The sequence below is a fragment of the Pseudomonas sp. yb_9 genome (assembly GCF_043103635.1).
Classification (GTDB): domain Bacteria; phylum Pseudomonadota; class Gammaproteobacteria; order Pseudomonadales; family Pseudomonadaceae; genus Aquipseudomonas; species Aquipseudomonas monteilii.
This window is the reverse complement of record NZ_JBICKA010000006.1, coordinates 145,542-168,014: the sequence shown is the minus strand read 5'-3', so window position 1 is coordinate 168,014 and position 22,473 is coordinate 145,542. Positions and strand designations below refer to the sequence as shown.

Below are 22,473 nucleotides of genomic sequence, written 5' to 3'. Positions count from 1 at the left end.
ACGCCAGAGAACGTCGTAAGTCATTGTCAGGATTGAGATTTTTACCTGATCTCAATCCACTGACATCCAGCGAAATCCACTCCCAGCCGGTTCTAACTGGTACGTTGAGCGGTACACTGGCAATACGGAGGTCCCCAAAACCGTATTGTTGCTGGAGGAGCCGGGGTTCCGTCGGGAACATGGCATCCAACTCGCTTCGCAGGAGTTGGGCTCATGCTTTCAGACCTCCAGGTTCGACAGGCCAAGGTGACCGGCAAGGCGTATTCGCTTGTCGATTTCGACGGTCTCTACTTCTACATCTCCGCCACCGGCTTCAAGGCCTGGCACTTCCGCTTCACTTGGGGCGGCAAGCGCGAGCGCATGTCCTTCGGTGGCTATCCCGCGCTTTCCCTGAAAGACGCTCGCAATCTGCGCGACGAGGCCCGGGCCATGCTGGCCAAGGGCATCAACCCGCATTCGGAGCGCAAGCGCAAGCGCCACGCCATCGTCCTGGCGGGCGAGCACACCTTCCAGGCCATCTACGACAAATGGCTGGCCCACCGCAGCCTCTCTCTGGAAAATGAGGGCCGCCAAAGTACGCCCAAGCAGATCGGGCGCGTCTTCGCCAAGGACGTGTTTCCCGTATTGCGCCACCTGACCATCTACGACGTCACCCGCGCCCACCTGCTGGACATCATCGGCAGAGTGGAAAAGCGTGGCTCGCTGTCGGTGGCCGAGAAGCTGCGCACCTGGTTCAGCCAGCTATTCACCTACGCCTCGGTGGTGGTGCCCAACATGGGCGACAACCCGGCCAAGGATTTGGACGTGGTGGCGATGCCGCTGCCCCCGGTGGAGAACAATCCCTTTTTGCGCATGCCCGAGCTGCCGGCAATGCTGCAGACGTTGCGCAAGTACAGCGGTCGCCTGAATACGCAACTGGGTCTACGTCTGCTGCTGCTCACGGGCGTGCGCACCGGTGAATTGCGCTACGCCACGCCCGATCAGTTTGATCTGGAGCGCGGTCTGTGGATCATCCCGGTTGTCAGGCTCAAGCAACGCAAGCAGCTCACCAAGAAGAAGCGCCAGCGTTTCGCCGACATCCCGCCATACATCGTGCCACTGTCGTTGCAGGCACAAGAGGTCGTTCGTCATTTGCTGGGAAATCTGAAGCCAGCACAGGTGTATCTCATCCCCGGTGATTGGTGCCTGAAAAACCCTCTGAGCGAGAACACGCTCAATGGCGCGCTCAAGCGTATGGGCTATGAAGACCAACTCACTGGGCATGGCGTTCGCGCCACCATCTCGACTGCGCTCAATGAATTGGGGTATCCGCCCAAGTGGGTAGACGCCCAACTTTCGCATGCCGATCCGGATCGGATCAGCGCGACCTACAACCACGCCGAGTACGTCGAGCAACGCCGCGTCATGATGCAGGACTGGGCCGACCGGCTGGACTTGTTCGAGCAGAATCAGGTCGAAGTTGCCAGCACGCACTTGACCATCACGTTGCAGGGCCTGCCCACAATCGCCGGACAGGCGGCAGCGCAGCCGCCCGCCCTGAATCCAAACGCCCCTCAGTTGATCGTTGCGCCTGCACCCGATGCACCAGCGGTTCCAGCTTCCGTCTATCGACTTTCGGCGGTGCATCTGCCCGAGTACGCGCGACCCACGCTGTCAGAGGTGCAGCGCGAGCGCTTGCAATTGCTGGAGATATTCGAGGCATCCCACAACCTGTCGGTGGCCGATTACGCCAAGCTGGTTGGCAAGTCCCGCCGCTGGATCACTTACGAGATTCAGGCCGGCAATCTCCTGTCGATCCATCTGGGTCACCGTGGGCAGCGCGTCCCGGACTGGCAACTCGACCCCATCAAGCGCAAGCTGATTCAGGCTGTCCTGAAGCTGGTGCCGCGCGGTATCGACACCTGGCACATCTATCACGCACTGCTGCGGCCATACGATGCCCTGGGCAAGTGTCCAGTCATCGAGGCCGTCGATCCGACCAACCTGCATCTTGCAGCTCGACTGGTCGCCGCACATACCATAGAAACCGATGAGCTTGCAGAGCAATCGGAGGCGTCTCCGGTGCTGGCCAGGCAGACTGTAGAGCGCCTGGTAAAAACGGCAATGTTGGTTGATATGCCCGAAGATCCCGTCGCCCGTTGAGCTGAGGCCGGGCGGCAGCACCGTCCGGTCAAGGTCAAAGGAGGGAACGTCGATCGCTTCGCATGGCCGCCCATCCGTCTTCTGCGCGGCCAACTCGCAATTTCCACGTTTTGGCAGGCAGCGTTTAGCGTCGGATCAGCGCTCGGCAGTCACCATAGGCGACTTCTCGGTAATGCTATCTCGCTATATCAGTATCTCGATCGGATATGACACCAGCGGATTTTCGTTGCCAATCTCAAGCCCCGATCAATAGATTCCGAGCGTTCGCCGCTTTTTGAAACCGCTGGCGCATCAGACCATACCGATACGGTTTTGCGAGAGCAGCCACTTCTCACGATCCTGATAGCGCAAGCGTCACTGTCGAGCCGCGACAGACGCTCGGTTTTCTTGTGCCCGATGGATTTTTGCACATCGAGCACACAACGCCTACTCGTTGCGCGAACTGATCAGAAGTCATCAAAAGCGGGCGTCATCACTCGCGTCTTGCGCGGACAACAGGCCGACCATGAGGACGGCTGCAAAAGCAGTCGGCCCTGTAGTTCTTCTCCTGGAAGGAGACGGAGCATGCACGAGAACAAAAATGATGCACCAACATCAAAGGTGTTCTACCGCCCGCTCGAAGCGTCCATCCGCTGGGCCGGACTGCTGCGATACGAGCAGGTGATCCTGGCTTCGGTCTCGTCGCCTATGGATCTGCCGCAGTCGCTGGACTGCCCGCGTTTGGGCGAACTGCGGCTGTACACCGACCGCATCTATGACGGCATCCTCAACGGGGAACTGCCCTTCGGGCAGCATGGCATCACGACACGCGACACCGCGTTGATCGAATCGCCTGATCTGACGGTACGTCATGTCGATCTGAAGTGCTGGATGCGCCAGCACTACCCCGAGCAGCGGCCCGGCTTTCTCTTCTCCCGCAGCGAGCGCATCATCCATCCCTTCATCTCTCTGGAAACAGGGCAAGCCATGCTGGTCGAACGCCAGGGTTTGAAATCCGCCCTGGAACAGACCAAACGTCAGCTTCGCGAGTTGCAGGACAAGCATGACGCGCTGCTCAAGCAGTCCACGGTGATTTCGGCATGCGCGCAGTGTCCGATCAGTGATCGGGCCGAGGCCACCTACCTGAACATCGTTGGCGGCCTGTTAGAGCTGATGCTCGGCCAGTCGCCATCGGGCACGCCGTACTCCAGCTTCAAGACGCAGGAGGCCGTGGTCAGCGCGCTGGTCGCCCATCACAGCGGCGCCATGGGTATCGCGGAGCGGACATTGAACGGCAAGTTCGCCACCGCCAGGCGCCGGTTGCGTAGCGCCTCCCGCTGAGATTTGCCAGCTTGTATGTGCAGTCGCGGAGATTGCATTTGCAATGTCTTTTCGCTGCCGTGTCTATTGAATAGAGGTCACGCCAACAAACGCCACTGAGCGTTCAGGAGTGACCGCCATGTCGCAAACACCTGTACTGCCGCCAAACGAGCGCCGCATCCTGCGCCTGGAAGAAGTCGAAGCGAAATCCGGTTTCAAGCGCGCCCACATCTACAACCTGATGAAGAAACGCCAGTTCCCGCAGGCGCTGCGTCTGGGCGTGCGCGCCGTGGGCTGGGACTCCATCGAAATCGATCAGTGGATCGACGAGCGCGTCAACAACAGGGCCTGACCCGTTCTCCCGCGGACTTTCCATCCTGACACGGAGAACGCCATGCAGGTCGTATCCATCATTTCAACCAAAGGCGGGGTCGGCAAGACCACCACGGCCGCAAACCTGGGCGGTCTCGCTGCGGACGCCGGGCTGCGCGTGCTGTTGCTCGATCTTGATGTGCAGCCCACCTTGTCCTCCTACTACGAGCTGGCCCATCGTGCGCCGGGCGGTATCTATGAATTGCTGGCCTTCAACGAGCGTGACCTTGGCCAGCTTGTGTCCCGCACGATCATCGCGGGCCTGGACTTGGTGCTCTCCAACGACCACCGAGGCGAACTGAACACTTTGCTGCTGCACGCGCCAGACGGGCGACTGCGGCTGCGGCACCTGCTGCCGATACTGAACCCCCTCTACGACCTGGTGCTGATCGACACCCAGGGCGCGCGCTCGGTGCTGCTGGAGATGGCGGTGCTGGCCTCCGACCTCGCGCTGTCGCCAGTGACCCCGGAAATCCTCGCCGCCCGCGAACTGCGGCGCGGCACCATGCAGTTGCTGGCGGACATTGCGCCGTACCGGCAGCTGGGTATCGAGCCGCCGCCGCTGCACCTGCTCATCAACCGCGTCCATCCGGTGTCCGCCAACGCCCGTCTGATCCAGCAGGCGCTGCGCGATCTGTTCCAGGGCCACACCGGCATTCGGGTTCTGGCCACCGACGTGCCGGCCATTGAGGCTTATCCGCGTGCCGCGACGCGCGGTCTGCCGGTGCATCGGGTCGAGTACCGCCAGCCAGTGGGCAGAGTCGCTCCCGCCGCGCTCGCCACCATGCGCGATCTTGCCGGCGAATTGCTCCCGCAGTGGCAGGATCGATTTGCCGCAGTGTCCGGCCGTCCGCCACAGCCTCTTGATACCAGGAGGCCCCATGGCCAACGCACATGAACTGGCCCGAGGCCACAGCCGGCTGCGCGCCCTGATCGAGTTCGCCGTCGGCGAAGGCTGGCACGTCAAGCGCACGGCGGGCGGTCACCTCAAGTTCACCAAGGCAGGCTGCGCCGCGATCTACACCAGTTCGACGGCCAGCGATCACCGGGCAGCCCTCAACGCCCGTGCGCAGATCCGTCGTGCCGAGCGCGAGACCCGATCCCAAGCGCAGGGAGGCGGCCATGACTGAGATCACCTCCCAGCAGATGGCCGGCAAACTGCTTGCGTCCGGGTTCGAGCGCAGCGGCCCGTCAGCAACGACCTTGAGCGACCCGATCGCCGACACGCCCATGGTCGTGACGCTCGACCAGTTGCACCCCTACGACCACGACCCGCGCAAGAAGCGCAATCCGGTGTACGAGGAAATCAAGGCATCCATCCGCGAGCGTGGCCTGGACGCGGCTCCGGCCATCACCCGGCGGCCCGGCGACGATCACTACATCATCCGCAATGGCGGCAACACGCGACTGGCAATCCTGCGCGAACTCTGGTCGGAGACCAAGGACGAACGCTTTTTTCGGGTCTCATGCCTGTTCCGCCCGTGGCCCGAGCGTGGTGAGATCGTCGCGCTCACCGGGCATCTTGCGGAAAACGAACTGCGCGGTGGCCTCACCTTCATCGAGCGCGCTTTGGGCGTCGAGAAAGCGCGCGAGTTCTACGAACTGGAAATCCGCTCCACCCTGAGCCAGTCCGAGCTGGCTCGCCGCCTGGCCGCCGACGGATACCCCGTGCAGCAATCGCACATCAGCCGGATGGCCGACGCCGTACGCTACCTGCTGCCCGCAATCCCGACCGTGCTCTACGCCGGCCTGGGGCGTCACCAGGTCGAGCGGTTGTCGGTCATGCGCAAGGCCTGCGAGCGCACCTGGGAGCATTACGCCAAAGGCCGCTCACTGGTTCAGGACTTCGACGAGTTCTTTCAGGAAGTGCTGTCGCAATTCGATGTCCAGGCCGACGAGTTCTCTACGCAGCGCGTACAGGACGAGCTGATCGGCCAGATGGCCGAATTGCTGGACGTCGATTACGACGTGCTCGCTCTGGACATGACCGAATCCGAGAGCCGCCAGCGTGCCTTGGTCAGCGAGCCGACGCCGCCCTCGACACCGCCTGCCTTGCCAGAGCCAGAGGCCATCGCGCGCCCACCTGTCGATACCGCGCCACCCGCCGCGAAGCCTGCGGCAACGCCATCAACGGGCAAAAGCGACACGGATGGCAGCCTGCTTCAAGAGCACATCGTCTCCCCGGCGCCGACAACCGAACGGCTTGAGTCCATCCAGCGCATGGTCGCTGACCAGTTGGGCGATGCACTGCCGCGCGACTTCTCGGCGAACGTCTTGCAGTCCATCCCGGTGCAGGCTGGCGGGCTCTATCCGATCTCGGATGTCTGGTACATCGCCCCCGGCCTGGACACACCCGAGCACCTGCGCATCCACGTCGCGCAGTTCGCCCGCGAGATTGCGGTCGAGGCAGACCTGGGCGAGTGCATCGATGACCGCCCAGACGGTATCGGCTTCGCCTGCCGTGCCCATACCTCAAGCCTGGCGCCAAAGGGCCGTGCCGTCCATACGCTGTTGGCTTGCCTGGCCGGTCAGCAGCCCGCCGACGTCGGTCTGGACAACGGGCAAGTCGTCATCGACCTGCCGGCGCTGCTGTACGGCCAGGGCGACGTAACCCGAAGATTGAGCGACACCGCGCTGGTCAAGCTGTTCCGCCTGCTGCGACTGGCCCGCCGCCTGCTCGATCTCGAAGCCGGCGCTGCGGACTCTGGAACCTAAGCGAGGGAGGCCAGCATGTCCACAGCACACCCACTCAACCAGGCTGTCATCGCCCAGGCCCTCTATGACCTGCGCAATGGGCAACTGCGCCGCTGCAAGCTGATGGGGTTTGGCGAGGCAGAGCTGGACGCCCTCAAGCATCCCGCGCTGATCAGCGTGCTGGCCAACGCCAACGTCTCCTGGTGCTCAGTGACGGTCAACCGCGAAGTGCTGCGGCGGCTGCTCCAGCAGGCGCAGGATGTGGAGAAGGAAATCGCCACAGTCGATCGCATGCTCAGGCTGGGCGCGAGCACGGAGATGGTCAGCAAGTTCTATGGCTTGACGCATCAGGAAGTGGCTCTTCGCCGTGAAATCCTTGGTCTGCCCAAACGGAAGGGTCGGCACCCCGTGCTGGACGAGGAGCAGGACACGGAGCTGTGGCGTCAATGGAAGGCCGTGACCAACAGCAGGACCGTCGATCTCGAAGACGAAACTTCCATCCTCGATGCCGCCATGGACTTGGCCGAAGGCATGTCGCTGCCTCTGTCGGTGGTCTGGGCCTCGATCAAGAGCTGGGTCGATCAGGGACTGGCTTGAGTCATGGCCGTGGACGACACCGCACCACGAGCCCTACGCCAAGGCCCCATCGCACTCGCAGAGCTGTTCGATGCTGCGCTAAAAGACCTTGTGCCCAAGCCCGCCCCCAGCGCACCTGCGTCTACACCGGCACAGTCGCCCACGCCCACCTCCGGCGATGCTTTCCTGTTCAATGGCAACCGGCACGAGACGGTGCCACGCAAGTTGTTCCTCGACCGTCGCTTGACGCCGCTGGAACGAAACGCCTGGCAAGTGTTCCGGCTGATGCTCAACGACGATGGCGTAACCGCATTTCCCACCTACGAGCAGTTGCGGCCCTGGCTGGCGTCCATGCCCTGCGCAGGCCAGGCCTCGCATGAAACCGTGGCACGGGCGCTGACACTGATGCGCCTGACTCGCTGGCTGAGCCTGGTTCGGCGACGGCGTCACCCCAAAACCGGCCGCATCCTCGGCAATCTGTACGTGCTGCACGACGAACCCTTGACACCGTTCGAGGCCATGCAGCTCGACCCGGACTACCTGCAACTCGTCAGCCAGGCGCTCGGCCATTCTGCCAAGGCCGTGCAGATCGTGGGCCTGCACACGCTCAAGGAAATCGGTGAAGACCCATTACTGGCCGGACGCACCCTCCCGTCACGGTTGCAGGTGATGGCCGAACGTCTCGCCAAGCAGGACCTCACGGCCAGCGATAGTTATCCACAGGAAGACGCCATTCACGACTCCGAAGAAGGGGCTCCGAGCCTTCTTCGGAATGGCGAACGCCCCTCTACGGATTCCGAAGCAGGGTCGAAACCCGCGCCAGACGTCTCTCTTCGGAATCCGAAGCAGGCCCGTACAGTACGTAGTAGTTGTATTAATGAAATACGTACTACTGCGCAGGCGCGCGCGCTGGGCGATCTGCAATGGCCCAAGCGCTTTGCGCAACTGAAGGCGGAACAGCAGGCGGGTGCCAAGGTGGCATTGCAGCAGGTTGATGCCTCGCTGAGGCAGGACGTGCTGGACGAATGGGCCGCGCGTTGTAGCAACCACGGCATCCGCAATCCCGCAGGGTATCTGTTCGGCATCATCCAGCGGGCCATCCACGGTGAGTTCAATGCCTGGGCAAAGAAAGACCCGCCACCGGCACCCACTCAACCAAACGAACGGCCACCACCCGCACCGCCGGCCCAAACGCAGGGTAAGCCGGTGCCACCAGAAGTCGCCAGGCAGCACATCGAGCGGCTTCGAGATCTGCTCGCCAGCAAGTGAGCAGGCTGGCAAGGCGGTGAAGTGGACACCCATGGATGCCAATAGAGCTATCCCCTGGGGATAGTTCCACCGTTGGGGCGGATGCTGTGCAGTCGCAGACCTGACATCGAACATCTGCCGCAGCAGCGGCGTTGCCCGTCCTGATCCCGACGTGCAGCGTTCGTTGGCGCTCCATGGAGCTATCCCCTGGGGATAGCTCGCGCCGCATGCGGCCACCACGCGCTGAACCGGGGTCTGGCTGGTTTCGGTTTGTTGACTGACTGCCTTCCGCTTCCTGCCGAAGCTGACCGCTCCTTTTCCCACAACGAGCGGACACCATGGCAACCAATGAACCTCTGCAACTGAATCTCGGCTCCCTGCGCAGCGCGATGTCGCTGACGCTTCACACGCACCACGCCTCGCGCATCTGGCATGGCCGTGCCGCCGCCGAGGGGCGACCGGGCATCGTCGGCCTGAACGGCTACATCGCCCAAATGAACAAGATGCGGCGCGGTTCGGAGCAGGACGACCCGTACTCGGATTGGTGGATGCTGCGCATCGAGGCCAAGCTCGACCAGACCAAGACCACGCTGCAATCGCTGCGCGAGCAGGTGGATCAGGCACTGGCGAGCGTGCCGCCGGCACTCAGCCTGGGCGAGAACCTTAACGTGCAGCCCGTCAAGTTGCCGCTGTTCGTCAATGCGCAGCTCGGCTTTGCCGCCGTCTATCTGCTGGCCGACTACGACGACATCGCCCGCAAACTGATCCTCGCCCACCACACGGCGCTCATCGACCGCAGCACCTTGGAGCGCTGGCTTAACGAGGGCGCCCATGCACTGCGCAGCCTGTTTTCGCTGGCCCAGCAATACCGCTATTCGGGCTGCACGCGCGACGATTTCGTGTCAAAGAACGCCGCAGCACGGGCGGCGTTGGAGAAATTCGGCGAACTGCCCCAGGACGTGCTGGAAGGCACGCGCCGCTCGAAGTTCGCGCCGCCCATCGTGCGCCGTGGCCTGCAACAGCGTGCTCAGAGTTCTGCTGCAGCGCCTGCCCCCAACGACGCGGCCACCACCGACGAGCCCGCCACTGACGCAGCACCCGAAGTCAGCGCCGGCGAGGTCGAGGACGAGCAGGCATGAGCGATCCGAACCGCGAACCCCGCTACTTCCAGGGCCTGCAACAGGCAGCCTTCATGAAGCTGGAACACGCTGCCTCTCTAAAAGGCCTTTTAAAGCCTTTTAAGGGTAAGGGGGATCTTGAGACCTGGGCCAGTCAGTGTTTCGCCATGCGCGACGAGTTGATTGACATGGCGCAGCGGCAGGTGCTGCAACAGGCAGTCGGGCATCCCTTTCACCTACTGCCCGTGGAGTTGGCCCAGCAGACCACGGGCGCAGGCACGGCGTTTTTGCGCTGGCGCAAGCACGACCGCTCAGCCATGGGCGTAGCCCTGTGGCAGGAATTGATGGCGAGCACCGGCACGCCGGTCAACCTGCTGGCCGAGCTGCACGCGATCGAGCTTCAACGCATCACGCTGAACATGCAGATCAGCCTGTTGCACACCTTGGGCAGGCAGGCCCAGGAGTGCGCCAGCAAGGCCGCCAAGGCGGAGGACGCCTACCTGCGACGGCTCAAGTCCATCCCACCTGGAGTGCGTGATCGGTGATGGCATCGGACACCCCAGTACGCGCCCGACGCCGACGCGGCACGGGTATTTCAACCACCATGGAGATTGCAACATGAGCACGCATTTTTGGGGTGAAGGCAACATTGGCTCACCGCCCGAGTACCGGGAGTTCCCCAACGGCAACGACGAGCCGCGGCGCTTGCTGCGGCTGAACGTGTACTTCGACAACCCCGTTCCCACCAAAGGCGGCGACTTCGAGGATCGCGGCGGTTTCTGGGCACCGGTGGAAATCTGGCACCGTGACGTCGCACACTGGAAGGATCTGTACCAGAAAGGCATGCGCGTGCTGGTCGTCGGACGCATGGAGCGCGAACCCTGGACGGACAATGAGGATCAGCCGCGCGAAACCTGGCAGATCAACGCGCGCAGCGTCGGCATCCTGCCGTTTCGCATCGAGTCCGTGACCCTCAGCCCGAAGCCGCAGGATGCGGAGGCAAAGTCCCAGGCCGCCCAGGAACCGGCTGCGCCAAAAGAGCCGCGGCGTAGGAAGTGACCCGGTATGAGCCGGCCACTGTTCGCCGCTCCATGCACCCGCGAGCTATCCCCAGGGGATAGCTCCATCAACGTCCACCGGCTTCCACGCGCTCCCGAAAATCGCGGCTCCCGGCCCGCACCCCCCGGCTGCACGCCATCTCCACCCCAGCCATTCCATCCCGTGAAAGAGGTCGCCACCGCTCGCGACTTGTTTGCTGCTGCCCTTGGCGGTGCTCGGCATCCTCGATTCCAGCAACTCAATGAACCACGGAAATCGGATGGACGGACATGCGGCTGTTCTTGTGCGAGAAGCCCTCCCAGGGCAAGGATATTGGCCGGATTCTCGGCGCGACGCAGCGCGGTGAAGGCTGCCTCAGCGGCTCCGGCGTCACGATTACCTGGTGCATCGGCCATCTCGTAGAAGCGGCAGCACCCGAAGTCTATGACGCGGCGCTCAAGCGCTGGTCACTGGAGCAGTTGCCCATCATTCCCCAGCAGTGGCGGGTCGAGGTCAAACCCAAGACCGCCACGCAATTCAAGGTCGTCAAGGCGCTTCTGGCGAAGGCGACCCATCTCGTCATCGCCACCGATGCCGACCGCGAGGGCGAGCTGATCGCCCGCGAGATCATCGACCTGTGCGGCTACCGTGGTCCCATCGAGCGCTTGTGGCTGTCGGCGCTCAACGATGCGTCGATCCGCACCGCGCTCGGCAAGCTGCGACCGTCGTCCGATACGCTGCCGATGTATTACTCGGCGCTGGCGCGTTCGCGGGCAGACTGGCTCGTGGGCATGAACCTCAGCCGTCTTTTCACGCTGCTCGGGCGGCAGGCGGGCTACGACGGCGTGCTGTCGGTCGGACGTGTCCAGACCCCGACCCTGAAGCTGGTCGTTGATCGCGACCGCGAAATCGCGGCTTTCAAGTCGGCGCCGTTCTGGGCCATCGACGTGTCTCTGTCCACAGAGGGTCAGGCTTTCTCCGCGCAGTGGGTTGCGCCCGACGGCTGCACCGACGACGCCGGTCGTTGCCTGCAACAGCCGGTCGCCCAGCAGGCGGCGCTGCAGATTCGCGTCGCGGACAACACCCAGGTGGTGTCGGTCGAGACCGAGCGCGTGCGCGAAGGCCCGCCACTGTTGTTCGACCTGAGCACCTTGCAGGAGGTCTGTTCCAAGCAGCTCGGGCTGGACGTGCAGGAGACATTGCAGATCGCCCAGGCCCTGTACGAGACGCACAAGGCCACGACCTACCCGCGCTCGGACTCCGGCTATCTGCCCGAAAGCATGTTCGCCGAGGTGCCCGCCGTCCTGGACAGCCTGCTCAAGACCGATCCGTCGCTGCGCCCGATCATGAGCCAGCTCGACCGCTCCCAGCGTTCGCGTGCATGGAACGACGGCAAGGTCACGGCGCACCACGGCATCATTCCGACGCTCGAACCCGCGAACCTCTCTCCTCTGAGCGAGAAGGAACTGGCGGTGTACCGGCTGATCCGGGCGCATTACCTGGCGCAGTTCCTCCCGCACCACGAGTTCGACCGTACCGTGGCTGAGTTTTCCTGCGGCCAGCAGATGCTGGTGGCCACCGGTAAACAGATGGTCGTCAAAGGCTGGCGTCTGGTGCTGGCCGAACCGCAAGCGGATGAGGACGGCGACGACGCGGCGCGCAGCCAGGTGCTGCCCCCGCTGCGTGGGGGCCTGGCGTGCCAGGTGGCTGAGGTCGAGATCAAGGCGCTCAAGACGATGCCGCCCAAGCCCTACACCCAGGGCGAACTGGTCAAGTCGATGAAGGGCATTGCGCGCTTCGTGACCGACCCGCGCCTGAAGCAGAAGCTCAAAGACACGACGGGCATCGGCACCGAGGCGACGCGGGCCAACATCATCAGCGTGCTGATCGCCCGTGGCTACATCGTGAAGAAGGGGCGCTCCATTCGCGCATCGGATGCGGCGTTCACGCTGATCGACGCCGTGCCCGCAGCGATTGCAGACCCCGGCACGACGGCAGTGTGGGAGCAGGCGCTCGACATGATCGAGGCGGGACAGCTCACCCTGGACGTATTCCTCAGCAAGCAGGCCGCCTGGATTTCGCAGTTGATCGCGCAGTACGGCAGCATGTCCCTGTCCATCAAGCTTCCCCATGGGCCAGCATGTCCGCAGTGCGGCGCAGCGACGCGCCAGCGCACCGGCAAGAGCGGCCCATTCTGGTCGTGCAGTCGCTACCCCGACTGCAAAGGCACGCTGCCGGTCGAATCCGGTACGCCCAAGCGTGGCGCTTCGCGCTCGCGTAGCAGCGGCCGCAAAGGCGCCTGACTGACTCCGTTTCCCGTGGGCCGCGCCCTGTTTCAAAGGCGTGGCCCGTGTCCCGCACGCCCCTGCGGGTCGCCCAGCGCGCAACACCTTCTTGTCCGTGTGCGCGTCCCGCCCAGCCGTCCCCGGCTGCGGGACCTGAAGGTAGCTTTTCCGCGAACCGTCTCCCGCGTGTTCTGCTGGTCTGTGTTTCTCCCGCCCACTGCGAAGGGTCCCCCGATGGCTTACCAGGCAGCGCGAGCCACCCGGAGACCCTTTGTGGTCAGCGGTATTCGGTGCCGGTGCCCACCGGCGCAAAAACGGGCTCCCTTTGTGCGCGGATGTGCGCCAGACGATGCCGGCCCCAGCCACGACATGGGCCGGGTGTGATTGCTGATGAGCAGACGGTTCTAGCGACGACCGGGCCTGCAACAGCCCACGGGTGGTTATTTCCTCCCGAGCCGAAGGTCAGCGAGCCTTCGGCATCTTCATCTCGCCGATCAACGTTCCGAGCCAACGGCCGGCCACAGCAACAGGAAACCGACGCATGCAACAACCGGAGAAAGTACGAGCCGCGTTCGAGCGCGACCTTGGCAACAAGGTGCTGTTCATCAAGGGCGGCAAACTGCTGTTCATCGATGGCATCAATCTCAAGGCCATCGCCGACCGTAAGGCGTATTTCGCTTCGCTGCGTGCGCGGCAGGCGCAACCCATTGTGGTCCTGGCCGAACTGGGACAGGACGAGGCATTCGCCCTGTGGAAGCAGCATGTCCTGGGCGACACGACCGAGTGAGCCAACGCACCCACGCCCCCCCTGACAGCCCGCACTCGATGCGGGTTTTCTGTCTCTGCGCCCATCAATCCGGGCTGGGCCGAATGTCGTTTTCCAACTGACGCAGCGCGGCCCCCGGACGAAGCTGCCCGCATGTTCGCTGATTCGTCAGCACATGCCAGCAGCCATGGGTTCCAGGCTGCCGTGGGTTCTTCCCGCGTAACCCGCCAGTCCGTATCGCATCAAGTCTGCGGACACGCGTCCCCGTGACGCCGATGCTTTTTATCCACCGCGTGCGGGAGCTGCCATCCCGTAAGGGACAAGGCCCCGCTTTTCCAAGGAGCCTACCCATGTCCCACAAAGCCTCTTTCGGCCAGTTGGCCTTGACCTATTGCGGCAAGTTCCTGCCGCTCGAAGTCCTGCAAAGCGCCGCCGGCCACTACATCGGCACGCGCGATACCGAAGGTCCCGTTTCGCGGGAATCGCACGAGTACTTCCGCAGCCATGCGGCGGCTCAACGTGCCCTCGAAAGAGGCGGCTGGTCCCAGCTCGCCATTCCCTGATCCAACTGGAGGAATCACGCCATGAATCAACTGCTGCCGCAGGAAGTCGTCGATCAGATCATGCGGGAAGAGCAGCATTTCGCTGCCGCGCCCCAAGCCTTCTTCGAGGCATGGAAGCGTGGTGCCGAGATCGCTGGCCCCGAATGGTTCGGCGACGGCACCCGTGACGGCCTGAACCAGGCCAAAAGCAAGTGGGATCTGCGTCCCAACATGCTGCGGCTCAACGATGCCCTCGGTGTCCTGAGCAGCGGGCAACGCATGTTTCTGTCCGCCATGGTCAGCTTCTACAACGCGCACGAGGGCGGTGCCATGCTCAAACGCTGCCATTTCCACGGGCTGTCGGACTTCGACGGTCTCGACTTGGAACGCCGCAAGGTCATTGCCGACTTGATGCTGAACTACAGCGGCTGGTGAGCCCGTTTCCGGCACACCCCCGTCTTTTCGTTCCCCACGAGGGACATGCGCCCACACAGCCATGTCCCTCGATTTCCTTTCCGTTGCCCAGCGTAAAGCGGCTGAATCAAAGCCAACGATCAGCGCCGACTGACGCATTTTCCCCTTTCAACCCACCGGGTCCAATTCCCGGTGGCGGGAATTGGCTCCATTATTCAATCTGGAGAGTTCCCATGTCCCAGAATCCCAATCCCTTTCTCCGTGGCTACTGGAATTTGAAGATCGTCCGCACGCTGTCCATCAGCTACGAGGACGGAATTCCGCATGTCTGGCGAAACATCCACCCGAGCCAACAACATCTTTCCGACGAGGAATTGATTTCATCGTCCTGCATCGTCACCAGCGATTTTGCGGTGGTCACGAACGGCTCTGAACCTGTGAGTGCCGAAGCACTGGCCGAATGCGATGCCGATGAAGGCGTTAACGGCGAAGGCGTGATCGGTGCCGTGGTCTATGCCATTCATGGCGAGGACTTCGACGGCCGCCTGATCCACGTCGGTGACAGCTATTCGGTCGAAGCCGCGCGGGAAGTTGTGCAGCGCCTGAGTTTCGAGACCGGCTACTACAGCCGATGCTGGGAGATCAGCAGCGCGCACATCAGCCAGGAAACCGGCCAGTACCTCGCCAACCTGGCGGACCTTGCCACGCCGGAGGCCTTTTTGTTCATCGCCTTTCGGGTTCCGTACAGCCCGGCGATCGGCGTCAAGCTGATCTCCACGCCCTGGACGGACAAGAACCTGGAGCACGCCGAGGGCATCACCGCCGAGCAGCTTCGGCAGGAGCACCGCAGCAAGGGCATGCCCGCCGACCTGGCGAACATCCTGGAGCTGGCTGGCCAGGCCGATGTGCGCATCCTCATCCTCGACGCTGACGCGCCCGTGTTGCTGGGCCTGCCGCTGGCCGAGCCCTAGCAAACACACCACGCGCCCACCTTCCTCTTTGCCCTCCATGCCAGCCCGTCTCCTTTCTGGGAGCCGGGCTGGTCCAATTCCATAGGAGCACTTTATGTTCCCCGACCTCATCTCGCCCGCACGCGACTTCGAGCATCAGCTTGGAGCCTGCGTCAACGCCATGGGCCAGGACGACGCCATCGGCCAGATCCTGGTATTCGAGCGCTTGAGCGGCATGCTGCACATGCGCCATATCGCCAGCGCCGATCTGGCAGACACCGACATTGATGCCTACGAAATGGTCGTCTTCGACGGCGGCAATACCGGCGGCGACTCGTGGAAGCACGTGTTCTTTCCACGTCAGCGCGAACACTACTTCGTGTACCAAGTCTGACCACCCAGCCGCTTTCGAGGGGCCTTTTCTTGTCGCGGCGCAGGAAAGCGGGTGCGGCGCGGTGCGGTTTCCTGAGCGCAGGCCGCTCACTCAAGGGCCATCTTTACCCCATGTTCGTCGGCGTTGCCGACACATGCCCAGGCAGCCAAGACCTTCAAGGCTGCAAGCGCGGGAAACCGTGCTGGTTGTTTCTTTCTACGGACGCATCGCGCCCATCCACCCACAAGGGACCTCTCCCTTGCGGGCGGGGAATCCCTTGTTCTTCCTCAAGGAGATTCACATGGATCGCTCTCTTATCAAGACCCTGATGCCTTCGCTGGTCGCAGGCCATGTGCCCCGCAACGTGCGGTCGTTCAAGTACCGCGTGTTCGATGATCAGCCACAGTCCTCGACACTGGGCTTTGTCATTGATCCCCAGCCCTTCGACGGCAAGGTGGTCGCAGCCAGCGAAGACGCCATCGTCGTCAAGCTCAAGCCCAGCGAGTTCGCGGTACTCGATCCCAACCTGGTGACCACCGTTCCCAGCGAGGGCACCAAGGTGCATGTCCAACCCTATGCCCGTCGTCGTTTCGACGGTCTGCGTGCGGACACGCCAGAAGAGCGCACCGAGATGATGTCCGACGGCACGCCCTACACCGTCAAGACACACATCCTCGGCTCCGCGCCGGCCAAGTTGCCCATTCCCGAGCCGCAGTGCATGGAACTGGGTCAGCTCATCGAGCAGTTGGAGGAAATGCCGGCGCCCGACGGGTTCCGGCGCATCACCCACATGCTGGTCGATGCGGGCGCCCACGACTTCACCTGGGTCGATCCGACGCCGTCCAGGATCATCGAAACGCCTCCGGCGATCAGTTTCACGGTTTCGACCGCGAAGTTCGCCGGCCAGGTGACGATCCTCTACCAGCCCGGCAGCGATACCTATGCGGTGGAGCTGCGCCGCGACGGCGAGTTGGTCGATCGGCACGACGAGGTGTATTTCGACATGCTCGGCGAAGTGCTGGAGCGACTCATAGACGACGGGCGCTGGCGCCTGATCGACGTGAGCGTGATCGGCGCGGAGACGTCCCGACGGCGCCGCGCTGTACCGGCGTGACACCACGAAAAGTACCAGGCGACATGCCCCCACAGGCTCTCCCTCCATTCGGAAGGAGGGCCTTTTTTCTGCCGTGGGAGATTTCATCAAAGGGAAACGATCGGATACCGATTGATGGCTGCCTCGCGCGCGAGGCCTGGCCATGCTGAGCCCATGCCTGCTGACGTTGTCAGCGACATGCCAGGCAACCATCGGTCTTCGAGGTTGCGGCGCAGTTCCCACTGCGTGACCGAGCCAGCTCGCACCGCATCCATCCGCGAGCGGCCACCAGTCTCTGGTGGTGGATGCTTTCGCCTTATCAACCCATCGCGGGGTTACGCACCTTTCCCCGCTGCGTGGGGCCGGTGTGTCTCCGCTTCATCCCTATGGAGATTCACCATGAGCACCACGTCCAACGAGAAATCGTATTTCGACCTCCACACCTCGGGCATCGGTTACATCCAGCGTGCCCGTGAAGTGCCTGTTCGGGGCGGCCGCCGTGCGCAGCCTTTCCTGGCATGCACCATCGCCGCGCTGGTCGGTTCCGCAAAGGATCCCAGCTATCGCTATTTCGACGTCAAGGTCTCGGGTGCCGAGGCCAAGAAGCTGGTCGAGCGCTACATCGGCGTTGACGATCCCAAGCAGCGCCCACTGGTGCGCTTTCGCCTCGGCGACCTGTGGGGCGATGCGTATATCCGCGACAAGGGTGAGCAGAAAGGCCAAGCCGCCGCGTCCCTCAAGGCGCGACTGCTCAAGGCCGAGCCGCTTGACCGGGCCGAACTGGCTTCGATCAGGCAGCACGAGCTGGTCACCCGCGGCATCGGCTACCTCAGCCGTCCGAAGGACGTCACACCCAAAGATGGCGACCCGTTCCTCTCTTGCACCGTCGCCGCTCTGGCCGGGCCTGTCGATGAACCGGAGTATCGGTACTTCGACAGCATCGTCACCACCCCTGAAGCCGAGCATCTGGTTCGCCGGTGCGTGCAGGCCATCGAAGGGGACTGCAAGGTGCTGATCGCTTTCCGTCTCAACGACATGAAGATCGATCCGTACATCCGCACCAAGGGTGAGCGCGCTGGGGAACCGGCCGCAAGCCTGGATTCGACACTGATCCACATCGGCCTGATCAAGATCGACGGCACCAAGGTCTATCCGACGAGCCCCGCGCAAGCAGATTCGCCGCCGGCCCAGGACGCTCCCGCGCCCGAAGCCGAGGACGCCGCCCCCGCTGCAGATCAGCCTGCCGAGCCCGCCGAGTGCGAGCCCGAAGGTGAAGTCGAGGAGCAGGAGCCGGCATTGGCTGCTTCGTTCTGATCCGGCATGGCCCCTCATGGGGCCTTGCCGCTTCTCCTTGCTGCATCTGCAGCGTCCTCCATCCGCATAGCGCGCTCGCGCATTTCTTCCCCCGAGTTCCGCGTGGTCAGACGGCCGCGCGGTTGTCGCATTTTTCACAGGAGAACAGCCATGTCTCTGGCATCCCGTTTTGCTCCGCAGTCCCCGATCCTGCGCTCAGATCGCCCGCTCTCGGACGACCGCATTCGCGCCATTGCTCCATCAATCTTCGCCGACGCTCCGCATGGGAGCCGATCCGAGCGGTATGCCTACATACCGACCTCGACCGTGCTCGCCAAGCTGCGCCAGGAGGGTTTCGAGCCCTTCATGGTGTGCCAGACGCGCGTGCGCAACGAGGATCGGCGCGAGCACACCAAGCATCTCATCCGACTTCGCCATGCCAGCCAGATCAACGGCGACGAGGCGAACGAGATCATCCTGCTCAACAGCCACGACGGCACGAGCAGTTACCAGATGCTGGCAGGCATGTTCAGATTCGTCTGCCACAACGGCCTGGTCTGCGGCGATACCACCGCCGACATCCGTGTCCCGCACAAGGGGGATGTGGCCAGCCAGGTGATCGAAGGCGCCTACGAAGTCCTTGAAGGCTTCGAGCGCGTGAAGGACTCGCGCGATGCGATGCGCACCATCACCCTCGATGAGGGCGAAGCAGAAATCTTCGCGCACTCAGCGCTGGCACTCAAGTACGACGATCCTGCCAAGCCGACGCCTGTCACGGAGCGTCAACTGCTCGCGCCCAGGCGCTGGGACGACCGCAGGGATGACCTGTGGGCCGTCTTCAACCGTGTCCAAGAGAACCTCGTCAAGGGGGGCCTGAATGGACGCTCGGCCAATGGCCGCAATCAGCGCACCCGCCCGGTGCAAGGCATCGACCAGAACCTGCGCCTGAACCGGGCGTTGTGGCTCCTGGCCGAAGGCATGCGCCAGCTCAAGGCGTGATGCCAAGTGGACCTTGCCCACCTCGGGCGAGGTTCATTTCCTCTCATCCACCGGCTGCCACCAGCCGTCCGTCATTCATCATCAGGAGTACCACCATGACAGCCAAATCGGCACCCGAGCAATCGGTTTCGCCCATCATCGTCCCCGGCCAGCTCACGCTGCGTACCATCCGCGGCAAGAACGGCCCCTTCACGGTCGGACGCCTCGCCACGCACCTTGGTACGTTCGAGGTCAAGGACCCGGAGCTGGAGCAATACCCCGAAGGCAAGTACGACGGGGAGTTCATCATCAGGTACATCTTCCCGAAGTCCTACCCGGTCGGTGGCGGCATGCGCTTCGAGATCCGCGCCAGCCTGGACGGAATGACGCTCTACGACATCGACAAACTGAGCCGTGACGAAGCACGCAGCTTCGCCACCCAGGACCTCGATCCACTTGATGAAGAGCTGGGCGCACAGCCTGCAACAACACCGGCAACACCGGCCAAGCCCAGCAAAACCTCCAGGCCCGCCAAGCCCGCACCCGTACAGGCATCCACAGACCCGCTGGTCGATACCACGCCCTTCGGCGTGGATGCGCCGACGCCCGCTGCGGCAACTGCTCCCTGCAGTACCGAAGATGGCGACGCCGCGCTGTTCAGCTTGCTCTGGCCGCTGGGCGAGTCCGTGAAACTGGATTCGACCATCGACCGCCGCACCCTGCGCGCGCAGATCGTCCGCCTGGGCGAACTGGGCTACGCGCTGGACTTCAAGACGCAGGAGTGGAGCCGCCAGGCCGAACTGCAACCTGCGTAGTACTGGGCACCGCATCTGCGGTGTGCTTCATCCACCCGCCGGGGGTCTTCCCCACCGGGGAGGCTTCTGGCTCAATTTTTCCAGGAGGCCTCTCATGGGCTGGTATTTCTCACCCCAATCGCGGTCTGAACTGATCGCGGAGTTGATCGCACCGCAAGAGACCGAACGCGCCAGCGTGAAGGTCATCGCCCACGCGCTGCGTGGCAACGTCCTCTGGTCTGTTGTGCAAGTGACGGCCAAGGCCGAAGGCGTACACCGTGATCTCGCACCGGGCCAGTCCCTGTGCACCATCCGCTGCGATCTGCTGGAACGCAGCGGCGGCCAGTGGGGCTATAAGCCACTGGACGAATCCATGCACCCGTACTACTACTCGTGCCCGCTGTCCTATCTGAACCTCGCACCGGAGCAATCCGCCGACTGGCGTGCAGGCGTTCGCGCCTACCACGCGCGGCGGCGCACATCCAAGGAAGCCACAGCTCCAGCTACGGCGCTGACGGTCTGAGTCAGGGACGCCTTTTTTCCACCCCAAGGGGCAGTGCTTGCCCCCTGCGGGCGATGCTGTTCCCGTTCATCCGAGGACACCACCATGCCCGCAAACACTTCTTCCACCACGCTGTACCGCATCGACGAATGCCCGGACGTGATGGCCGACGCTTGCGTCGGCGATGACCAGGGCAACCTGATCTTCCTGTCGATCTGGGCACGGGACACCGCCGTCCAGCAGTTCCTGGCTCGCCTGACCCTCGGGCGCGACGAGCAGGGCCTGGAGCAGTTCCACCTCATCACCGACCAGGGCAGCAGCGTCCCGGTGTTCGTCAGCAACGTCGATCGCCTGGAAAAGCGCATGACCCGCGCCTACCGGCGAACGCTGTTCGGTTCGCTGTCCAACGTGTGGCTGTTCGATCGGCGCTGCGTCAAGCCCGACAAGGCCAACGCCAGCGCACTGGCATTGCTGCCCCGCGATAGCGACCACCGGCTTGACCGCCTGTGGACGTTGGTGCAGGACACCTGCCCACTGCCGTTGCTCGACCACTGGCGCGAAACCGTGCTGGAACTGCTGCAAAGCCGCGAGATGCTGACCCGTCTGCCATTCGCCCTCGGGCCTTTGGTGGGCCATCGGCTCGCCATCGACGTGCCGGCGCTGACCCTGGCGCTCGGCTCGCTGATCCGCAGTGACGTGCTCACCGCCTATCCCTATCCGGCCAAGATTTGGACGCCGGAAACGGTAGCGGCTTGACCCACCTGCGCAGGCACGCCAAGGCGCGCCTTCGCCAATCATCCCCGCCAACCAGGAGACTTCCATGGCGCTCATGTTCCCGCGGCTCGCCCGCAATTTCGTGAAGAACGGGTACTTCCCGACCGACGAACCAACGCTCGAAAGAGCCCTCAATGCACTGATGCCCAGTGCGCCTGAATCCAATGGGCCGATGTGCATCCTCGATCCCTGCGCCGGCGAAGGCGTGGCGATTGCCGAAGCGGCTCATGCCCTCGGGCGCGAGCATGCCAAGGCGTTCGCCGTCGAGTTCGACGCAGAGCGGGCGCGCCATGCCCGCGGCCTGGTCGATCACTGCCTGCACGCGGACCTGATGGACACGATGATCTCCAAACAGTCCTTTGGGCTGCTCTGGCTCAATCCGCCGTATGGCGACCTGTCCAAGGACGTCAACGGCAACATTGGCTATCAGGGTCAGGGCCGTGCCCGCCTCGAAAAACTGTTCTACCAGCGCACGCTGCCCCTGTTGCAGTACGGCGGCGTGCTGGTCTTCATCGTTCCCGGCTACGTGCTCGACGCCGAGCTGGTCGGCTGGCTGACACGCCACTACACCGATCTGCGGATCTACCGAGCGGTGGAAACGCAGTTCAAGCAGGTGGTGATCTTCGGTCGCCGGGTGCGCCAGCGCGAGCAGACGCCCGATGGCGTCAAGGCCGTGCGCAATCTGCTGCTGCAGGTTGGGCTTGGCGAAGTCGAAGCCGAGGAGCTGCCGAGCGAATGGCCGTTCCTGCCGTACATCGTCCCCACCAGCCCGGCAGAGCCGGGGCATTTCTTCCGCGTGACGATGGAGCCGGAGCAGTTCGCCGATGAGGTTGGCAGGCTGCAAGGCCTCTGGCCGTCGCGGGATACGCAGTTGGGGGCCGCGCAGCAGACGCTGCGTCCACCGGCGCGGGCCTTGTCCCACTGGCATCTCGCCCTGGCTTTGGCCGCAGGCGCGATCTCGGGAGTCGTGCAATCCAAGGCGGGGCGCGTGCTCGTCGTCAAAGGTGACACCCACAAGGACAAGACGCTCCAGCGGGAATTCACCGAACGCGACGACGGCTCCATCGCCGAAACCCGCATCCTCACCGACAAGTTCGTTCCTGTCATCCGTGCATGGGACATGACGCCTGGCTCCGCCACGCGGGGCGAGGTGTTGACCATTCGCTGATCGTTTCTCCACCGCCGGCGGTTCGCCGTCGATTTTTTCCACCCACCGGGGTCC

Annotated in this window: 24 protein-coding genes; all 24 read left to right on the top strand. The window is 63.4% G+C overall.

Going from position 1 to position 22,473, the window contains the following annotated elements; all coding sequences use genetic code 11:
- Positions 1-213 precede the first annotated feature (213 nt).
- The 24 genes from ACF8MI_RS01055 (at position 214) to ACF8MI_RS00940 (ending at position 22,419) form a co-directional block, all read left to right on the top strand.
- Positions 214-2,142 (top strand): integrase arm-type DNA-binding domain-containing protein, encoded by a 1,929-nt coding sequence (locus tag ACF8MI_RS01055; RefSeq protein WP_012205950.1) that lies wholly within the window; start codon positions 214-216, stop codon positions 2,140-2,142.
- 564 nt (positions 2,143-2,706) lie between these two features.
- A complete protein-coding gene (locus ACF8MI_RS01050) occupies positions 2,707-3,462 on the top strand; it encodes a hypothetical protein (RefSeq protein ID WP_012205951.1) in 756 nt (251 codons plus the stop codon).
- A 118-nt stretch (positions 3,463-3,580) separates the two neighbouring features.
- Entirely contained in the window at positions 3,581-3,793 is a 213-nt protein-coding gene (locus ACF8MI_RS01045) for an AlpA family transcriptional regulator (RefSeq protein ID WP_012205952.1), read from the top strand.
- A gap of 42 nt (positions 3,794-3,835) precedes the next feature.
- Complete coding sequence (locus tag ACF8MI_RS01040; RefSeq protein WP_012205953.1) at positions 3,836-4,711, top strand: ParA family protein; 876 nt, start codon at positions 3,836-3,838, stop codon at positions 4,709-4,711.
- Positions 4,695-4,943: a hypothetical protein gene (locus ACF8MI_RS01035; protein WP_012205954.1), complete on the top strand. Its 249-nt coding sequence runs from the start codon at positions 4,695-4,697 to the stop codon at positions 4,941-4,943. The genes ACF8MI_RS01040 and ACF8MI_RS01035 overlap by 17 nt, the downstream gene beginning before the upstream one ends.
- A complete protein-coding gene (locus ACF8MI_RS01030; protein WP_012205955.1) occupies positions 4,936-6,528 on the top strand; it encodes a ParB family protein in 1,593 nt (530 codons plus the stop codon). Before ACF8MI_RS01035 ends, ACF8MI_RS01030 begins: the two co-directional genes overlap by 8 nt.
- Before the next feature lie 15 nt (positions 6,529-6,543).
- Positions 6,544-7,104: a DUF2857 domain-containing protein gene (locus ACF8MI_RS01025; RefSeq protein ID WP_008267477.1), complete on the top strand. Its 561-nt coding sequence runs from the start codon at positions 6,544-6,546 to the stop codon at positions 7,102-7,104.
- 3 nt (positions 7,105-7,107) lie between these two features.
- A complete protein-coding gene (locus ACF8MI_RS01020; protein ID WP_392517316.1) occupies positions 7,108-8,352 on the top strand; it encodes an STY4528 family pathogenicity island replication protein in 1,245 nt (414 codons plus the stop codon).
- A 317-nt stretch (positions 8,353-8,669) separates the two neighbouring features.
- Positions 8,670-9,470 carry a PFL_4669 family integrating conjugative element protein gene (locus ACF8MI_RS01015; RefSeq protein WP_392517315.1) on the top strand — a complete coding sequence of 267 codons (801 nt, stop codon included), beginning with the start codon at positions 8,670-8,672 and terminating at the stop codon, positions 9,468-9,470.
- Positions 9,467-9,994: a DUF3158 family protein gene (locus ACF8MI_RS01010; protein WP_012205958.1), complete on the top strand. Its 528-nt coding sequence runs from the start codon at positions 9,467-9,469 to the stop codon at positions 9,992-9,994. Before ACF8MI_RS01015 ends, ACF8MI_RS01010 begins: the two co-directional genes overlap by 4 nt.
- 73 nt (positions 9,995-10,067) lie before the next feature.
- Positions 10,068-10,508 (top strand): single-stranded DNA-binding protein, encoded by a 441-nt coding sequence (locus tag ACF8MI_RS01005; protein WP_012205959.1) that lies wholly within the window; start codon positions 10,068-10,070, stop codon positions 10,506-10,508.
- Positions 10,509-10,777: 269 nt separating this feature from the next.
- Positions 10,778-12,790, top strand: a complete 2,013-nt coding sequence (locus tag ACF8MI_RS01000) for a DNA topoisomerase III (protein WP_392517314.1) — start codon at positions 10,778-10,780, stop codon at positions 12,788-12,790.
- Positions 12,791-13,313: 523 nt separating this feature from the next.
- Positions 13,314-13,559, top strand: coding sequence for a hypothetical protein (locus ACF8MI_RS00995; RefSeq protein ID WP_012205961.1), 246 nt, complete (start codon positions 13,314-13,316; stop codon positions 13,557-13,559).
- A gap of 329 nt (positions 13,560-13,888) precedes the next feature.
- Positions 13,889-14,101, top strand: a complete 213-nt coding sequence (locus ACF8MI_RS00990; RefSeq protein WP_003158617.1) for a hypothetical protein — start codon at positions 13,889-13,891, stop codon at positions 14,099-14,101.
- 21 nt (positions 14,102-14,122) lie between these two features.
- Entirely contained in the window at positions 14,123-14,515 is a 393-nt protein-coding gene (locus ACF8MI_RS00985) for a hypothetical protein (protein WP_012205962.1), read from the top strand.
- A gap of 212 nt (positions 14,516-14,727) precedes the next feature.
- Positions 14,728-15,465: a hypothetical protein gene (locus tag ACF8MI_RS00980; protein ID WP_012205963.1), complete on the top strand. Its 738-nt coding sequence runs from the start codon at positions 14,728-14,730 to the stop codon at positions 15,463-15,465.
- A 94-nt stretch (positions 15,466-15,559) separates the two neighbouring features.
- Complete coding sequence (locus ACF8MI_RS00975; protein ID WP_012205964.1) at positions 15,560-15,838, top strand: hypothetical protein; 279 nt, start codon at positions 15,560-15,562, stop codon at positions 15,836-15,838.
- A gap of 280 nt (positions 15,839-16,118) precedes the next feature.
- Entirely contained in the window at positions 16,119-16,931 is an 813-nt protein-coding gene (locus tag ACF8MI_RS00970) for a hypothetical protein (RefSeq protein WP_012205965.1), read from the top strand.
- 378 nt (positions 16,932-17,309) lie between these two features.
- Positions 17,310-18,224 carry a DUF3577 domain-containing protein gene (locus ACF8MI_RS00965; protein ID WP_012205966.1) on the top strand — a complete coding sequence of 305 codons (915 nt, stop codon included), beginning with the start codon at positions 17,310-17,312 and terminating at the stop codon, positions 18,222-18,224.
- A 150-nt stretch (positions 18,225-18,374) separates the two neighbouring features.
- The gene (locus tag ACF8MI_RS00960) at positions 18,375-19,202 is read left to right on the top strand and encodes a DUF932 domain-containing protein (protein ID WP_012205967.1); all 828 of its coding nucleotides are present in this window, start codon (positions 18,375-18,377) and stop codon (positions 19,200-19,202) included.
- A gap of 95 nt (positions 19,203-19,297) precedes the next feature.
- A complete protein-coding gene (locus ACF8MI_RS00955; RefSeq protein ID WP_012205968.1) occupies positions 19,298-19,996 on the top strand; it encodes a DUF3275 family protein in 699 nt (232 codons plus the stop codon).
- Between the two features lie 94 nt (positions 19,997-20,090).
- On the top strand, positions 20,091-20,498 hold the full coding sequence (locus ACF8MI_RS00950) for a hypothetical protein (RefSeq protein ID WP_012205969.1): 408 nt from the start codon (positions 20,091-20,093) through the stop codon (positions 20,496-20,498).
- 84 nt (positions 20,499-20,582) lie between these two features.
- The gene (locus ACF8MI_RS00945; RefSeq protein ID WP_012251144.1) at positions 20,583-21,233 is read left to right on the top strand and encodes a hypothetical protein; all 651 of its coding nucleotides are present in this window, start codon (positions 20,583-20,585) and stop codon (positions 21,231-21,233) included.
- 40 nt (positions 21,234-21,273) lie between these two features.
- Complete coding sequence (locus ACF8MI_RS00940) at positions 21,274-22,419, top strand: DUF6094 domain-containing protein (protein WP_223723579.1); 1,146 nt, start codon at positions 21,274-21,276, stop codon at positions 22,417-22,419.
- Positions 22,420-22,473: the final 54 nt, after the last annotated feature.

What these genes read in the sequence shown, in the direction of transcription:
- ACF8MI_RS01055 (WP_012205950.1), top strand. Translation starts at nt 214, where the DNA reads ATGCTTTCAGACCTCCAGGTTCGACAGGCCAAGGTGACCGGCAAGGCG.
- ACF8MI_RS01000 (WP_392517314.1), top strand. Translation starts at nt 10,778, where the DNA reads ATGCGGCTGTTCTTGTGCGAGAAGCCCTCCCAGGGCAAGGATATTGGC.
- ACF8MI_RS00970 (WP_012205965.1), top strand. Translation starts at nt 16,119, where the DNA reads ATGGATCGCTCTCTTATCAAGACCCTGATGCCTTCGCTGGTCGCAGGC.
- ACF8MI_RS01035 (WP_012205954.1), top strand. Translation starts at nt 4,695, where the DNA reads ATGGCCAACGCACATGAACTGGCCCGAGGCCACAGCCGGCTGCGCGCC.
- ACF8MI_RS00945 (WP_012251144.1), top strand. Translation starts at nt 20,583, where the DNA reads ATGCCCGCAAACACTTCTTCCACCACGCTGTACCGCATCGACGAATGC.
- ACF8MI_RS00995 (WP_012205961.1), top strand. Translation starts at nt 13,314, where the DNA reads ATGCAACAACCGGAGAAAGTACGAGCCGCGTTCGAGCGCGACCTTGGC.
- ACF8MI_RS00980 (WP_012205963.1), top strand. Translation starts at nt 14,728, where the DNA reads ATGTCCCAGAATCCCAATCCCTTTCTCCGTGGCTACTGGAATTTGAAG.
- ACF8MI_RS01010 (WP_012205958.1), top strand. Translation starts at nt 9,467, where the DNA reads ATGAGCGATCCGAACCGCGAACCCCGCTACTTCCAGGGCCTGCAACAG.
- ACF8MI_RS01040 (WP_012205953.1), top strand. Translation starts at nt 3,836, where the DNA reads ATGCAGGTCGTATCCATCATTTCAACCAAAGGCGGGGTCGGCAAGACC.
- ACF8MI_RS00955 (WP_012205968.1), top strand. Translation starts at nt 19,298, where the DNA reads ATGACAGCCAAATCGGCACCCGAGCAATCGGTTTCGCCCATCATCGTC.
- ACF8MI_RS00965 (WP_012205966.1), top strand. Translation starts at nt 17,310, where the DNA reads ATGAGCACCACGTCCAACGAGAAATCGTATTTCGACCTCCACACCTCG.
- ACF8MI_RS01050 (WP_012205951.1), top strand. Translation starts at nt 2,707, where the DNA reads ATGCACGAGAACAAAAATGATGCACCAACATCAAAGGTGTTCTACCGC.
- ACF8MI_RS00990 (WP_003158617.1), top strand. Translation starts at nt 13,889, where the DNA reads ATGTCCCACAAAGCCTCTTTCGGCCAGTTGGCCTTGACCTATTGCGGC.
- ACF8MI_RS01005 (WP_012205959.1), top strand. Translation starts at nt 10,068, where the DNA reads ATGAGCACGCATTTTTGGGGTGAAGGCAACATTGGCTCACCGCCCGAG.
- ACF8MI_RS01020 (WP_392517316.1), top strand. Translation starts at nt 7,108, where the DNA reads ATGGCCGTGGACGACACCGCACCACGAGCCCTACGCCAAGGCCCCATC.
- ACF8MI_RS01025 (WP_008267477.1), top strand. Translation starts at nt 6,544, where the DNA reads ATGTCCACAGCACACCCACTCAACCAGGCTGTCATCGCCCAGGCCCTC.
- ACF8MI_RS00960 (WP_012205967.1), top strand. Translation starts at nt 18,375, where the DNA reads ATGTCTCTGGCATCCCGTTTTGCTCCGCAGTCCCCGATCCTGCGCTCA.
- ACF8MI_RS00950 (WP_012205969.1), top strand. Translation starts at nt 20,091, where the DNA reads ATGGGCTGGTATTTCTCACCCCAATCGCGGTCTGAACTGATCGCGGAG.
- ACF8MI_RS01030 (WP_012205955.1), top strand. Translation starts at nt 4,936, where the DNA reads ATGACTGAGATCACCTCCCAGCAGATGGCCGGCAAACTGCTTGCGTCC.
- ACF8MI_RS01045 (WP_012205952.1), top strand. Translation starts at nt 3,581, where the DNA reads ATGTCGCAAACACCTGTACTGCCGCCAAACGAGCGCCGCATCCTGCGC.
- ACF8MI_RS00985 (WP_012205962.1), top strand. Translation starts at nt 14,123, where the DNA reads ATGAATCAACTGCTGCCGCAGGAAGTCGTCGATCAGATCATGCGGGAA.
- ACF8MI_RS00975 (WP_012205964.1), top strand. Translation starts at nt 15,560, where the DNA reads ATGTTCCCCGACCTCATCTCGCCCGCACGCGACTTCGAGCATCAGCTT.
- ACF8MI_RS01015 (WP_392517315.1), top strand. Translation starts at nt 8,670, where the DNA reads ATGGCAACCAATGAACCTCTGCAACTGAATCTCGGCTCCCTGCGCAGC.